This is a genomic window from Pseudomonas sp. MEJ108 (assembly GCF_030208985.1).
Lineage (GTDB): Bacteria > Pseudomonadota > Gammaproteobacteria > Pseudomonadales > Pseudomonadaceae > Aquipseudomonas > Aquipseudomonas fragariae.
Genome location: NZ_JARVSW010000057.1, coordinates 28,497 through 45,222, shown reverse-complemented (window position 1 = coordinate 45,222; position 16,726 = coordinate 28,497). Strand labels below are relative to the sequence as shown.

General features: G+C 62.3%; 1 protein-coding gene. It reads right to left on the bottom strand.

All coding sequences use genetic code 11. The annotated features are described in order from the left end of the window. Nucleotides 1-318: 318 nt before the first annotated feature. Nucleotides 319-16,692, bottom strand: coding sequence for a syringopeptin non-ribosomal peptide synthetase SypB (gene sypB, locus QRN50_RS21930; RefSeq protein WP_285427612.1), 16,374 nt, complete (start codon nucleotides 16,690-16,692; stop codon nucleotides 319-321). Nucleotides 16,693-16,726: the final 34 nt, after the last annotated feature.

Here is a 16,726-nt window from a genome sequence, read left to right as displayed (position 1 = left end):
CAGAGCGGGGTCCGGGCGCAGGTATGATGGGAGCCGCAGCAACAAAGGGCTGCGGTCCTTCGATACACACACGAAACTTCCCGTTCGCCGTGCTTCCCACACGCCGCAAAAATTAGAGCATCCATGGGCGACTGTCTGTCGTGGGAAGCTGGGACAAGACTTGAGCGTGACGTCGACGCAGTGATACAGGGGCGTTCAGTCAGGCGGATACGGATCGGGAGGTTGCGAACCGACCTTGAGAGGAGGTCTTGAGAAGGGCTTCAAGGCGAAAGGCAACCGGCCGACCGATTACCGATCGGCCGGGCAGTTGCCGTGGTTTCAGATACGGCGTTTGCGATTGAGCATCGGGATCTTCGTCTGCGGTACCTCCACCCGCTTGACCTGCCCCACCGAGGCCGCCACCTGAAGAAGCGTCGGATGACCGAACAGCACTCGCACGTCAGCTTCCAGATCCGCCTGACGCATGCGTTCGATCAGGGTCACTGCCAACAATGAATGCCCGCCCAGCTCGAAGAAATGGTCATGACGCCCGACCTTTTCGACATTGAGCAGCTCCGCCCAGAGCGCTGCCAGCTTGATCTCCACCTCACCCACCGGGGCTTCGTAGGCTCGCGAGGCAAATGCGCTGCTGTCCGGTACTGGCAGGGCATTGCGGTCGAGCTTGCCGTTCGGCGTCAACGGCAACGCATCAAGCGGCATATACGCGGCCGGCAGCATGTAGTCCGGCAGCAGCCCTTGCAGGTGCGTGCGCAGACTGCTGCTATCCGTTATCACTGCCGGGTCGGTCGGTGTGAAATACGCCACCAGACGGATTTCGCCCGGCACGTCTTCACGGGCCATGACCACCGCTTCGTGTACCGCTGAGTGTTTGGCCAGACACGCATCGATCTCGCCCAGTTCGATACGAAAACCTCGGATCTTCACCTGATCGTCGTTACGCCCCAGGTATTCGATATTGCCATCCGGCAAGTAGCGACCCAGGTCGCCGGTGCGGTACATCCGCGCCCCCGGTGTGAGGCTGAACGGGTCCGTGAGGAAGCGTTCGGCGGTCAGATCATCGCGGTTCAGATAACCGCGGGCTACACCGGCCCCGCCAATATAGATTTCACCTGGCACGCCGCGTGGAACGAGCTGTTGCTGCTCGTCCAGCAGGTAGAACCGGGTGTTGCCCACCGGCCTGCCGATATGCGCAGCGAAGCCGTCTTCGCGATCCATGGCGACCCAGCTTGAGTAGGTGGTGGTTTCAGACGGTCCGTAAAGGTTGCACAGCCGCTGCACGCCGGTTTTTTCGAACAGGTTTTCCACCAGGCTGCGCTTGAGCGCTTCGCCGGCGACGTTTACGGTGTGGACCGACTCTGGCAAACCGTCGATTTCCAGCAGCGCTTTCAGCGCTGACGGCACGGTGTTGACCAGGCCGATATCGTGTTCGCCGTGTTGCAGTTCAAGGACGTTTTTCACCACGTTGATGCTGCCACCCGACGTCAGCGGCGCGAAGCATTCGTAGACTGCGAGGTCGAAGTTCAGCGAGGTGGAGAACAACGTCCTTTCCAGTGCCGAACCGTTGAAAGCATGGTGGGCCCAGGTCAGAAAGTTAACGGTGTTACGGTGCTCGATCATCACGCCTTTCGGCAAGCCGGTCGAACCGGAGGTGTAGATCAGGTACGCCAGATGTGCCGAGCTCAGGCCCTCGACGTCTGGATTCTGTACCGGCTCGTCTTGCCAGGCGCTCTGATCATCAAGGTCGATGGCCTGCACCGAAACGCCTGCCAGCAAATGCCGGGTCGCCGCCTGGACCAGCACCGCCGCTGGCGCGCTGTCCTGCAGGATGTACGAAATCCGCTCCGCCGGATAGGCCGGATCCAGCGGTACATAACCACCCCCCGCCTTGAGGATCGCCAGCAAGCCGACGACCATTTGCGCGCCGCGTTCAACGCAGATGCCGACGCGAGAATCCGGCTGAACGCCCTGCTTGCGCAAGGCATTCGCCAAGCGGTTGGCCTGCTCGTTAAGCTCGCGATATGTAATGCGCTGCTTGCCATGGACCACTGCCAGCGCTTGCGGAGTACGCTGCACCTGCGCTTCGAACAGCCCATGGATGGTCTGCTCATGCGGATAATCCAGCTCGGTAGCGTTGAGCCCGAGCACCAGTTGCTCACGCTCTGCTGCCGGCAGAACCGACAAACCGGCCAACGGCACTTCGCCGGACTGCTCCAGTGCACTGACTAGTTTTTCCAGCGCAGTCTGCACATAGGCGCAGACGCGTTGTGCGTCGATGCAGGCAATGGCCTGGACGGTCAGGCTGAAGCCGACACTTTCATCGTTTACTGAAAGGGTCAGCGGATAGTTGGTGCGTTCCTCGCCGTGCAGGTTGTCGATGCCCTGCCAGGCATCGAACGTCTGCTGATTGACCTCGGCGGCGACATGCCGGTAGTTAAGCAAGGCACTGAACAGTGGCGTCGAAGCGGGTACACCGCTGCAACGTTGGGCCAGTACCAGCGAGGCGTGTTCATGGGCCAGCAGCCCGCTGAGTCGTGCGTGAGTGGCTTTCAGACCACTGCGCACGCCCTGCTCGCCCAGCGTGACCCGCAGCGGCAAGGTATTGATGAACATTCCCAGGGCACGGTCGGACCCGGCGCCGCCCTGCAGGCGACCGAGCAACACGGTGCCGAACACCACATCCTCTTTGCCTGACACAGCGCCCAGCACACGGGCCCAGGCCAGGTGATACAGGCTGGCGGAGCTGACCCCGAGTTGGCGGGCCTGCACGCGCAGGCGTCGGCTCAGGTCGATATCGAGCGACTGGCGCGCTTCCTCGATACCGCGACCATCGCCCTGCACGTCCTGCAGACCGAACGGCAGCGTCGGTTCATGGATGTCACCCAGCATGTCGCGGAAAAACGCCTCGTGCTCCTCGCGGCTGACACCAAGCATGGCCTGGGCCACGTAGTTGCGATAAGGCACGGACGGCGGCAGCGAGGCTTGCTGACCGAGCATGTGCGCCTCGATTTCGCTGCTCAGTATGCGCAATGACGTGGCATCGTCGACCAGGTGGTGGAACAACAGCATGCCCAGCCAGCGGTTGTTCACCGTGTCCTGTGCATAGCCGATGCGCAGCATCGGCGCCTGACGGATGTCCAGCCGCGTATGACGAGGGTCCAGGCGCTTGAGCAACTGTTCGGCGATGTTGCCATCGGCCGGGTCCAGCAGCTGTTCATCCAGGCACAGTGGCGCTTCACGCCAGACCACTTGCACCGCTGCATCGAGGCGCTCCCAAAGCACCGCGGTGCGCAGGATGTCGTGCCGCGCTATGACACCTTGCAGCGCCTGGGCGAAACTGTGCAGACGCTCGAGGCTGTCAAAGGCAAACAGTGCGTATTGCAGGTATGGATCACCCTCGGCCGCGGCAAGGTGGTGATACAAAATCCCCTCCTGCAACGGCGCCAGCGCGTAGATGTCCTGCACATTGGCCAGACCGCCGGGCACGCTGGACACCACACGGTCGATGTCTTCCTGGCTCAGTGAGACCAGTGGCAGCATGTCGGGGGTGATGCGCTCGCAGTTGGCGGGAATAAGGTTGGCGGGTACCTCGACGGCCTCCTTGCCGCCCACCGCTGCCGCCAGGGCAGACAGGGTCGGCTGGCTGAACAGCACGCGCACGTCGGCAACCAGATCGATCTGGCGCATGCGCTCGATCAATTTCACGGCCAGCAGCGAGTGACCGCCCAGTTCGAAGAAATGGTCATGCCGACCGACCTGCTCCAGTTGCAGCAGGTCTTGCCAGATCCGCGCAATGGCCATCTCGGTGTCGCCCTCGGGCGCTTCGTAGCCACGACTGGCCAGCGCCGAGCGGTCGGGCGCTGGCAGGGCTTTGCGGTCGAGCTTGCCGTTGGCGGTCAGCGGTAGTGCATTGAGCTGCACGTAGGCTGCCGGCACCATGTACTGCGGCAATGTCTCTTGCAAATGCTCGCGCAGGGTTTCGATGTCCAGCAGGCTTTCCGGGTGCAGCGTCGTGACATAGGCCACCAGACGCTTGTCTCCGGGCACGTCCTCACGACACAACACAACGGCATCGCGGACGTCAGGATATTCAGCCAGACGCGCTTCGATTTCACCCAGCTCGATGCGGAAGCCGCGAATCTTGACCTGTTCGTCGTTACGGCCCAGGTACTCCAGGGTGCCGTCGGCCAGCCAGCGCCCCAGATCGCCGGTGCGATACAGGCGCGTGCCCGGCACCGTACTGAACGGGTTATCGATGAAACGCTCGGCCGTCAGTGCTTCACGGTTCAGGTAGCCGCGCGCCACACCGGTCCCGCCCACGTACAGCTCGCCGACTACGCCGACCGGTACCGGTTCGCCACAGGTATCGAGCAGATAAAGCTGCAGGTCCGGGATACGCGTGCCGATCGGGCTGGCGCCGACGCGCAGGGCATCTTCAGGCTGCAATGGGTAATAGGTCACATGCACGGTCGTTTCGGTGATGCCGTACATGTTTACCAACTGTGTACCAGCATTCACGTTGCGGGCGTACCACGGCTTGAGCATCGCTGTTTCCAGCGCTTCACCGCCGAAAATCACCTGGCGCAGCGAATGCGCCTGCTGGTTCTCGCCCTGGGCAGTAATCAGTTGACGGAACGCACTCGGTGTCTGGTTGAGCACCGTCACTGCGGCGTTGCACAGCAGGTTATAGAAGTCTTCGGGTGAACGGCTGACCAGCTGCGGCACAATCAGCAGACGTCCGCCATGCAGCAACGCGCCCCAGATTTCCCAGACCGAAAAGTCGAAGGCGAACGAGTGGAACAGCGCCCACACGTCCTGTTCATTGAAACCGAACCAGTCTTCGGTGGCCGAGAACAGCCTTGCAACGTTGCGATGCTCGACCATCACGCCTTTGGGCAGGCCAGTTGAGCCGGAGGTGTAGATCACGTAGGCCAGGTCGTCGGGCTTGACCGAAATCTGCGGATTGTCGACGGATTCGTCCTGCAAACCGGCATCGTCGAGATAGATCACCGGCACTTGCGACACCGGCAACGCTTGCTGCACTGACTGCTGGCTCAACAACGCCACCGGTGTGCTGTCGCCGAGGGTGTAGGCCAGGCGCTCAGGGGGATAAGCCGGGTCCAGTGGCACGTAACCAGCGCCGGATTTGAGGATGCCCAGCAAGCCGATAATCATCGCCGGGTCACGTTCCACGCAGATCGCCACGCGATCATCCGGGCGCACACCCAACGCCAGCAAGCGATGAGCGACCTGGTTGGCACGTGCGTTGAGCTCGCCGTAGCTCAGGGTCTGCGCTTCGAACACCAGTGCTACGGCGTCCGGCCGTTCTGCGGCATGGGCTTCGAACTGCTGGTGGATCGGTGTGTCATTCGCGTAGTGCTGGCCAGGCTCGTTCCACTGTTCGAGCAACTGGGTACGCTCTTTGCGCGGCAGTATCGAAATGGCGTGCAGTGGAGTTTGCGGCGCCTGTTCCAGTGCATCGACCAGACTGTTCAGGGTTTGCTGCATATAGGCGCAGATCCGTGCGGCCTCGATCAGAGGCACAGTCTGGACCGTCAACAGGAAGTCTTCGCCCTGGTCATCGACGTTCAGGGTCAGCGGATAGTTGGTGCGTTCTTCATCGCCCAGCGATTGCATGCCATTCCAGGCCGTCAGCGCCTCATCGGTCACGGCAACGCTGCTGTGGCGATAGTTGAGCAAGGCGCTGAACAACGGCGCCGGTGCGACCACGCCGCTGCAACGCTGGGCCAGTGCCAGCGAGGCGTGCTCATGGCCGAGTAACGCGGTCAGTTTGTCATGCACCTCCCTGACACTTTCACAGACACTGCGACTGCCCAGCGTCACACGCAGCGGCAAGGTGTTGATAAACATCCCCAGCGCCCGATCGGCGCCGTCGCCGCCTTGCATCCGGCCCAGCAGCACGGTGCCAAACACCACGTCGTTACGGCCCGAGACCTGACCCAGCAATCGCGCCCAGGCCAGGTGGACCAGGCTCGCGGCACTCACTCCCAGTTGACGGGCCTGGACCCGCAAGCGGCGGCTGAGGTCTGCACCTACCGCCAGTTGGTCCTCTTCGATGCCATGGCCGTCACCGTGCACCTGCTGCAAACCGAACGGCAGCGTCGGCTCGTCGACGTCGCCCAGCATGTCGCTGAAGAATACTTCATGCTCGTCCTGGCTCACGCCCAGTCGTGCCTGGGCGACATAGTTGCGATACGGAACCGCCGCGCCCAGTTGCGCCTCCTGCCCCAGCAGGCTGGCCTGCATCTCGTAGCGCACCACGTCCAGCGTGGTGTGGTCCATGACCAGGTGATGGAACTGCAGCAACGCCAGCCAGCGCTGGTTTGGCTCGTCCCAGGCATGAATCAAACGCATCATCGGCGCCTGACGAATGTCCAGGCGATGGTGCCTGGCGTCGAAACGCTGGTGCAACTGTGCCGCCATGTCGCTACCGTGCGGGTCGGCATCGAAGCTTTCGCGCGTCAGCAACGCCTGACGCCAGACCACTTGCATCGGTTCGTCCAGGCCCTCCCAGATCAGCGCAGTGCGCAGGATGTCATGACGCTGGATCACGAACTGCAAGGCGCGGGCAAAATCGTCGACATGCTCCTGGCTGTCGAAGCTGAACAGCGATTGCAATAAATACGGATCACCGCGTTCAGCGCTGAGGTGGTGATAGAGGATACCTTCCTGCAGCGGCGCCAGCGGGTAGATGTCCTGCACGTTGGCGACGCCACCGGGTACCGTGGCAACGATCCGGTCGATGGCGACCTGATCGAGGTTTGCCAGCGGCACCATGTCCGGTGTAATCCGCTGACAGTCCGCTGTAATGCCATTGGCCGGGACGTGAATTTCACGACCGCTACCCACCGCCGCCGCCAGTGCGGCCAGGGTCGGCTGACTGAACAGCGCACGCACGTCGGCACTCAGGCCGACCTGACGCATACGTTCGATGAGCATCACCGCCAGCAGCGAATGACCGCCCAGTTCGAAGAAGTGATCATGCCGACCGACCCGTTCGACCGTCAGTACGTCCGCCCAGATCGCTGCCAGCAGGGTCTCGACTTCGCCTTGCGGGGCTTCATAACCACGATTGATCAGCGATTGCGCATCCGGCGCCGGCAGCGCCTTGCGATCGAGCTTGCCGTTGGCAGTCAGCGGCAGTGTATCGAGTTGCACGTAGGCTGCCGGCACCATGTAGTCCGGCAACGTACCCTGCAGATGGTTGCGCAGGTGTTCGATGTCCAGCGCAGTTTCAGCCTGCTGCGCTGTGACATAAGCCACCAGACGCTTGTCGCCAGGCACATCCTGACGGCACAGCACCACGGCCTCACGAACATCGGCGTGCTCGGCCAGGCGCGCTTCGATTTCACCCAGTTCAACACGGAAACCACGGATTTTGACCTGATCGTCGTTGCGACCCAGATATTCCAAGATGCCGTCGGCGCGCCAGCGAACCAGGTCGCCCGTGCGGTACATCAGCGCATCGATCTGTTCACTGAACGGATCGACGACAAACTGCGTAGTGCTCAACTCATCCCGATTCAAATAGCCCTTGGCAACGCCCTGCCCGCCGATATACAGCTCGCCGGGTACGCCCAACGGCACTGGCTGGCCTTGGCTGTCGAGCACATACAGGCGAGTGTTGCCCACCGGTTTGCCGATAGGGATCGAGCCATTGTCGACCGACACAATCTCGTAGGTGGCGGAGAATGTCGTGGCTTCTGTCGGACCATAACCGTTGAGCAGATGTTGCGGCGCATTGTTCGCCAGCACCCGTGCAATCACTGCCGGGTCCAGCACATCGCCGCCGACAATCAGGTAGCGCAGGCGTGGAAAGGCTTCGCCCAGACCCGAGGCGTATTGATGGAACAGCCCGGCGGTCATCCACAGCACGGTGACCGACTGTTCCAGCAGCAGGCGCTGGAAATTCAACGGCGAGAGCAAGTCGTGCTGCCCGATCACCACCACACAGCCGCCGTTGAGCAGCGGTGCCCAGACGTCCAGGGTGCTGGCGTCAAAGGCCGGATTGGAGGCGAACGCCACGCGATCCTGCGCAGTGAAGTCGGCATAACCGTTGTTGATCACCAAGCGGCTAATTGCCCGGTGCGGCACCAACACCCCCTTCGGCGTGCCGGTGGAGCCTGAGGTGTACATGATGTAGGCGACGCTTTCGCTGGACTGCGCAAGCGCCAGATCATCGTTATCCAGACCGTTTAGCATCAGGCGGTCAAGGTCGACGCGCTGAGTGCTGGTTGTCAGCGACATCTGACTGAGAGTCAGCAGGACACTCGCCTGACTGTCCTCGATCATGAACGCCTGGCGCTCTACCGGAGCGTTGACGTCCAGTGGTACATACACCGCTGCGCATTTGAGTACTGCCAGCTGGCTGGCGAGCAAATCATGGCTGCGTTCCAGCAGGATCGCCACGCTGTCACCCGGCTGCACGCCAAGCCCCAGCAGATGCCGCGCCAGACGGTTGGCCCGGGTGTTGAGTTCGGTATAACTCAAGGCAACGCCGTCGTGGATTGCGGCGCAAGCTTCCGGGTTGTTACGGACCTGTGCTTCGAACAGGCCATGCACGGTCTGCTGGTGCGGGTAATCCAGCGCGGTGTTATTGAACCCGACCAGTAGCTGCTCCCGTTCGGCAGCCGAAAGAATCGCAATGCTGTTCAGCGGCGCTTCGGGGTCCTGCTCCAGCGCCAGAAGCAGCTGCTCCAGCGCGGTTTCCATATAGTCACACACCCGCATGGCGCCTACGTTGCCGCTGACCTGCACATTAAGGCTGAAACCATCGCCCAGGTCGTCGACATTCAAGGCCAGCGGGTAGTTGGTGCGCTCCTCTCCACCGAGGGTTTCGATACCCTGCCAGGCCAGTGTGGCCTGCTCGGACACCCGGGCCTCGGCGCTGTGCCGGTAGTTGAGCAAGGCGCTGAACAACGGTGTCGGCGCGGATATGCCACTGCAACGCTGGGCCAGTGCCAGAAACGCGTGTTCATGGCCCAGCAATGCCGTGAGTCGCGCATGCGTCGCCTGCACCCCGGCCCGCACGCCCTGCTCACCTACGGCAACCCGCAGCGGCAAGGTGTTGATAAACATCCCCAGGGCCCGGTCAGCGCCATCACCACCCTGCATCCGGCCCATCAGTACGGTGCCGAACACCACATCCTGCTTGCCCGACACCTTACCCAGTACTTGCGCCCACGCCAGGTGCGCCAGGCTGGCAACGCTCACGCCCAGTTGCCGGGCTTGAGCCCGCAAACGCAGGTTCAGCGCCGCAGACAAGACCCGCGTCGCCTCTTCGATAGCGTGACCGTCGCCCTGCACATCCTGCAGGCCGAACGGTAGCGTCGGCTCGTCGACGTCGCCCAACATGTCGCGGAAGAATGCCTTGTGGTCCTCGCGGCTCAGGCCCAGACACGCCTGAGCCACATAGTTGCGATACGGCACCGGCTCGCCCAGTTGCGCTTGCTGTCCCAGCAGGCAGGCCTGCATCTCGTGTCGCAGCACATCCAGCGCGGTGTGGTCCAGCGCCAGGTGATGAAACAGCAGCAAGGCCAGCCAGCGCTGGTTGGGCTCATCCCAGGCATGGATCAAACGCATCATCGGTGCCTGACGAATGTCCAGACGGTAGTGCCGGGCGTCAAAACGCTGATGCAGCTGTGCAGACACATCAGGGCCTTGCGGGTCCGGATGCAGACGCTCGCGCATCAGGCTGGCATGACGCCAGACCACCTGCACCGGCTCGTCGAGTCCTTCCCAGGCCAGCGCGGTACGCAGGATGTCATGGCGTTGGATAACCCGTCGCAGGGCCACGACGAAATCGTCAAGACGCTCCTGGCTTTCAAAGGCGAACTGCGATTGCAGCACATAGGGGTCGCCCTGTTCTGCGCTGAGGTGGTGATAGAGAATCCCCGCCTGCAAGGGTGCCAGCGGGTAGATATCCTGCACGTTTGCCGCGCCATCCGGCACCCCGGCAACCACCAGGTCGATCTGCGCCTGGGTCAGACTGATCAGCGGCAGCAAGTCAGGCGTGATGTATTCGCAGCGTTCGGGAATCAGATTGGCCGGCACTACGATTTCCTTGCCGCCGCCGACCGCTGCTGCCAGCGCGGCCAGGGTCGGTTGGCTGAACAGCGCACGCACATCGGCACTCAGGCCGACCTGACGCATGCGCTCGATCAGCGTCACCGCGAGCAGCGAGTGGCCGCCCAGTTCAAAGAAGTGATCATGACGCCCTACCTGCTCGACCTTGAGTACATCAGCCCAGATCGAGGCCAGCAGTTTTTCCACTTCGCCTTGCGGTGCTTCGTAACCACGGCTGACCAGCGACTGCGCATCCGGCACTGGCAGGGCCTTGCGATCGAGCTTGCCGTTGGCGGTCAGCGGCAGTGAATCGAGCTGCACGTAGGCCGCCGGCACCATATAGTCCGGCAGCAAGCCTTGCAAATGGCTGCGCAGCTGTTCGATGTCCAGTGCAGTTTCAGGCTGCTGCGCCGTGACATAAGCGACCAGACGCTTGTCGCCGGGCGCATCCTGACGGCACAGCACTACGGCTTCGCGAACCTCGGCGTGTTCGGCCAGACGTGCTTCGATTTCACCCAGTTCAACACGGAAACCACGAATCTTCACCTGCTCGTCATTGCGACCGAGGTATTCCAGGTTGCCGTCGGCACGCCAGCGAACCAGGTCGCCGGTGCGGTACAAGCGAGCCTGTGGGTCGCTGTCGAACGGGTCGGCGACGAATCTCTCAAGGGTCAGCTCATCCCGGTGCAGATAACCCCTGGCGACACCCTGCCCACCGATATACAGCTCGCCGGGCACGCCCAACGGCACCGGTTGGCCTTGGTTATCGAGCACATACAAACGGCTGTTGCCCACGGGTTTGCCGATAGGAATCGAGCCATTGCCGACCGACACAATCTCGTAGGTAGCGGAGAACGTGGTGGCTTCGGTCGGGCCATAACCGTTGAGCAAATGCTGTGGGGGATTGTTCGCCAGTACCCGGCCAATAACGGCAGGGTCCAGCACATCACCGCCGACAATCAGGTAGCGCAGGCGCGAAAAGGCCTCGCCCAGACCTGAAGCGTATTGATGGAACAATCCAGCGGTCATCCACAGTACGCTTACCGATTGTTCCAGTAACAGGCGCTGGAAATTCAGCGGCGAGAGCAAGTCGTGCTGCCCGATCACCACCACGCAGCCGCCATTGAGCAGCGGCGCCCAGACATCCAGGGTGCTGGCGTCAAACGCCGGGTTGGAGGCAAATGCCACGCGATCCTGAGCATCGAAATCGGCGTAGCCGTTATTGATCACCAAGCGGCTGATGGCGCGATGCGGCACCAACACCCCCTTCGGCGTGCCGGTGGAGCCGGAGGTGTACATGATGTAGGCAACGCTTTCGCTGGACTGCGGCGGCAATGCCAGATCGGTGCCTTTCAGACGCTCCAGCGTCAGGCCATCGAGGTCAACACGCTGTGCGCCGGTTGTCAGCGATACCTGACTGTGAGTCAGCAGGACACGCGCCCGGCTGTCTTCAATCATGAAACTCTGGCGCTCGACCGGTGCGTGGATGTCCAGCGGTACATACACCGCCGCGCACTTGAGCACTGCCAACTGACTGGCGAGCAGGTCGAGGCTGCGCTCAAGCAGGATCGCCACGCTGTCACCCGGCTGCACGCCGAGCCCCAGCAGATGCCGGGCCAGACGGTTGGCCCGGGTGTTGAGTTCGGTATAACTCAAGGCAACGCCGTCGTGGATTGCGGCGCAAGCTTCCGGGTTGTTACGCACATGAGCTTCGAACAGGCCATGCACGGTCTGTTGCTGCGGGTAATCCCGCGCGGTGTCGTTGAACGCCACCAGCAGTTGCTGGCGTTCGGCTTCCGGCACTATCGGCAGGCCGCACACGGCTGAATCCGGTGCGGATTCAAGAGCCTCGACCAGATGGCTCAAGACCGTCTGCATATAATCGCAGACGCGCTGGGCATCGATGTCCGCGACCGCCAATACATTGAGGCTGAAGCCGTCACCCAGATCATCGATGTTCAGGGTCAGCGGGTAGTTGGTGCGTTCTTCGCTGCTCAGGGCATCGATACCCTGCCACGCCTGCATGGCCTGTTCGGACACGCTGGCCGGGGCGCTGTGCCGGTAGTTGAGCAAGGCGCTGAACAACGGGGTCGGTGCGGCTACGCCGCTGCAACGCTGGGCCAAGGCGAGGGATGCGTGCTCATGGCCGAGCAATTCGGTCAGGCGTTCGTGGGTCGCTCTGACCCCGGCGCGCACGCCCTGTTCGTTCACGACAACCCTCAGTGGCAGAGTGTTGATGAACATCCCCAGTGCCCGTTCCGTGCCCTCGCCGCCCAGCATACGGCCCATCAGTACGGTGCCGAACACCACATCCTGCTTGCCCGATACCCTGCCCAGCACCTGAGCCCAGGCCAGGTGATGCAGGCTGGCGGCACTCACCCCCAGTTGTCGGGCACTGGCGCGCAGACGCAGGCTCAGCGTCGACGGCAGCACACAGGTGGCCTCTTTGACCGGCTGACCGTCGCCTTGCACATCGCTTACGCCAAACGGCAGCGTCGGTTCATCGACATCGCCGAGCATGTCGTGAAAGAACGCCTCTTGCTCCTCGCGGCTCACACCCAGGCGGGCCTGGGCCACGTAGTTGCGATACGGTATGGCCGCGCCGAGGGTGTCGGGCTGGTCGAGCAAATACGCCTGAATCTCATGGCGCACCACCTCCAGCGTAGTGTGGTCCAGCGCCATGTGATGGAAGCGCAGCATTACCACCCAGCGCTGGCAGGCTTCGTCTTCGGCAAACACCAGTTGCATCAGTGGCGCCCTGGTCAGATCAAGGCGCGAGTGACGAATGTCGAAGCGCTCTCGCAACTGGCGTGCGATATCGCCGTTGCGCGGGTCCGGATGGACCTGTTCCATACTCAGCTCGGCCTTGCGCCAGACCACTTGCAGCGGCTCGTCCAGCCCCTGCCAGATCACCGCCGTGCGCAGGATGTCATGGCGGTCGATGACCTGTTGCAGCGCGTTGGCAAAGGCTTCCAGACGCTGACGATCCGACAGTGTGAACTGTGAGTGCAGCACGTAAGGGTCGCCCTGCTCTGCGGCGATATGGTGATAGAGAATGCCTTCCTGCAATGGCGCCAGCGGGTAGATGTCCTGCACATTCGCTGCGCCGCCGGGCACGCAGGCCACTACCTGATCGATCTGCGCCTGGGTCAGGCTGATCAGTGGCAACAGGTCTGGAGTGATGCGTTCGCAACCCTGGGTAATCAGGTTGGCCGGTACATTGACTTCCCCGTTGCCTGGTTCAGCGCCGCCCACGGCACGGGCCAGTGCGGCGAGGGTTGGCTGACTGAACAGCGTTTTTACATCAGCACTCAGACCGACGTGACGCATGCGCCCGATCAGGCTCACCGCCAGCAGCGAGTGTCCGCCCAGTTCGAAGAAGTTGTCGTGACGCCCGATCCGGGCAACGCCCAGCAGGTCTTGCCAGATGACCGCGATCTGCGTTTCGGTTTCGCCTTGCGGGGCTTCATAACCACGACTGCTCAGTGCTTCACTGTCCGGCGCTGGCAGCGCTTTGCGGTCTAGCTTGCCGTTAGGGGTCAGCGGCAGCTTTTCCAGCACTATGTAGACGGCCGGAACCATGTATTCAGGCAATTTCTCCTGCAAATGAGCGCGCAGGCTGTCGATGTCCACCGAGGTGTGCCCGGCCGCCAGCGTGTAGTAAGCCACCAGACGCTTGTCGCCCGGCACATCTTCGCGGGCGATGACCACCGCTTCGTGGACCGCCGGGTGTTTGGTCAAGCGTGCATCGATCTCGCCCAGTTCGATACGAAAGCCGCGGATTTTCACCTGATCGTCGTTACGACCGAGGTATTCGATATTGCCGTCTGGCAGATAGCGACCCAGGTCGCCGGTGCGGTACATGCGTGCCGCTGGCTGCGGGCTGAACGGATCTTTGACAAAGCGCTCGGCAGTGAGGTCGTCGCGGTTCAGATAACCCCGCGCCACACCGGCACCGCCGATATAGATTTCACCGGCAACACCCAGTGGCACAGGCTGCTGTTGCTCGTCCAGCAAGTAAAACTGTGTATTGCCCACTGGTTTGCCGATGTGCGGAGCGAAGCCGTCGTCGCGATCCATCGCCACCCAGCTTGAGTAGGTGGTGGTTTCCGAAGGACCATAGAGGTTGCACAGGCGCTGCACGCCGGTGTTCTCGAACAGCGATTCAACCAGGCTTTGTTTCAGCGCTTCACCGGCCACGTTCACGGTGTGCACCGATTCCGGCAGGCCGTTGACTTCCAGCAGCGCTTTCAGCGCCGACGGTACGGTGTTGATCAGGCCGATATCGTGCTCGCCGTGCTGCAGTTCCAGCACGTTCTTGACGACTTCGATGCTGCCGCCCGAGGTCAGCGGCGCGAAGCACTCGTAGACCGCAAGGTCAAAGTTCAGCGAGGTGGAGAACAGCGTTTTTTCCAGCGCCGAGGCGTCGAAAGCGGTGTGCGCCCAGGTCAGGAAGTTAACGGTGTTGCGGTGTTCGATCATCACGCCTTTCGGCAGACCGGTCGAACCGGAGGTGTAGATCAGGTACGCCAGATGCGCAGAAGTCAGACCAGGCACCTGCGGATTCTGGACGGATTGGTCCTGCCAATCGCTAAGATCAAGATTGATGACAGGTACCGAAACGTCGGCCAGCAGGCCCTGAGTCGCGGTTTGAGCCAGCACGGCCGCCGGAGCGCTGTCCTGCAACATGTAGGCAATACGTTCCGCTGGATAAGCCGGGTCGAGCGGCACGTAACCGCCACCCGCCTTGAGAATCGCCAGCAAGCCGACGACCATCTCCGCACCGCGCTCTACGCAGATCCCGACGCGGGAATCCGGCTGCACACCCTGCTTGCGCAGGGCGTGGGCCAGGCGGTTGGCCTGCTCGTTAAGCTCGCGATACGTCAGGCGCTGTTCGCCGTGGACCACTGCCACCCCTTCCGGCGTGCGCTCGACCTGGGCCTCGAACATCCCATGGATGGTCTGCTGCTGCGGGTAATCCAGTGCGGTGTCGTTGAACGCCACCAGCAACTGCTCACGCTCATCGGCTGGCAATATCGGCAAGCGGCTCAAAGGCGCCTGCGGCGTCTGCTCCAGCGCATGCACCAGGCTTTCCAGCGCCGTCTGCATATACGCGCAAACTCGCTGGGCGCCGATACCGGCGACCGCCTGAACATTGAGGCTGAATCCTTCGCCAAGATCATCAAGGGACAAAATCAACGGGTAGTTGGTGCGTTCTTCGCCGCCCCTCACCTCGATCCCTTCCCATAATTGAACCGCCTGGCCAGTCACCGCCTCAGCGGAACTGTGGCGGTAGTTGAGCAACGCGCTGAACAGTGGCGTCGGTGCGGACACGCCGCTGCAACGCTGGGCCAACGCCAGCGAGGCGTGTTCGTGGCCGAGCAACGCTGTCAAATGCGCATGGGTCGCCCTGACCCCGGCGCGCACGTCCTGCTCTCCCACGGCCACCCGCAGCGGCAAGGTATTGATAAACATCCCCAATGCCCGGCGAGCCCCTTCGCCACCGCGCATGCGCCCCAGCAGCACCGTGCCGAACACAACATCATTACGCCCGCTAAGGCGCCCAAGCACCTGTGCCCAGGCGAGGTGATGCAGGCTCGCCGCGCTCACTCCTTGCAGCCGGGCCTGAGTCCGCAAACGCTGGCTCAGCTCGATGGGCAAAGTCTGGTGTGCTTCTTCGACGCCATGGCCGTCGCCGCGCACATCGTGCAGACCGAACGGCAACGTCGGTTCATCGACGTCGCCGAGCATCTCGCGGAAAAAACCTTCGTGCTGTTTGTTGGTGACGCCGAGTCGGGCCTGGGCCACGTAGTTACGGTAAGGCACCGGCTCGCCCAGGGTGTGGGCCTGGCCGTACAGGTGCGCATGGATTTCGTGCTGGACCAGTTCCAGGGCTGCATGGTCGATGGCGATGTGATGAAACAGCAGCATCGCCACCCAGCACTGATTGACCACGTCGTGGGTGAAGGCCAGCCGGAGCAAGGGTGCCTGGCTGATATCGAGACGGTAATGCCGTGGGTCGAAGCGTTGTTGCAATTGCTCGCTGGCGGGGCCCGCGGCCGGGTCAATGATGATTTCGCTGAGCACCAGATCAGCCTTGCGCCAGACAACCTGTACCGGCTCGGCCAGGCCTTCCCATACCACGCTGGTACGCAGGATGTCGTGGCGGTCGATGACCTGCTGCAAGGCCGTGGTGAATTCGTCGAAACGTTCCCGGCTGGCAATCGTGAACTGTGCTTGCAGTACGTAAGGGTCGCCCTGCCCGGCGGCGATATGGTGATAAAGAATGCCTTCCTGCAAGGGCGCCAGCGGGTAGATGTCCTGCACATTGCGCTCACCGCCAGGGACGCGGGCCACGATGGTCTCGATGGCGGCCTGGTCGAGTGCTATCAACGGCAACATGTCCGGCGTGATGCGCTCGCAGCCCGGCGCAATCGCCTGAGCAGGAACCTCCACTTCATCGGCCTTGCCGCTGTAATACTCGCCGGCATTGATCAGTTCGATCAACGCCGCCTTGTTCTCGCGCAACATCGCCAGCACGGCGGGCTCGGTGAGGGACTGCCGCTTGCCGCTGACGAGCAGTTGGTCGCCCTTGACGGCAAGCTGCACATCTTTCTCTTTCAGTATTGCCAGCAGTTCGATC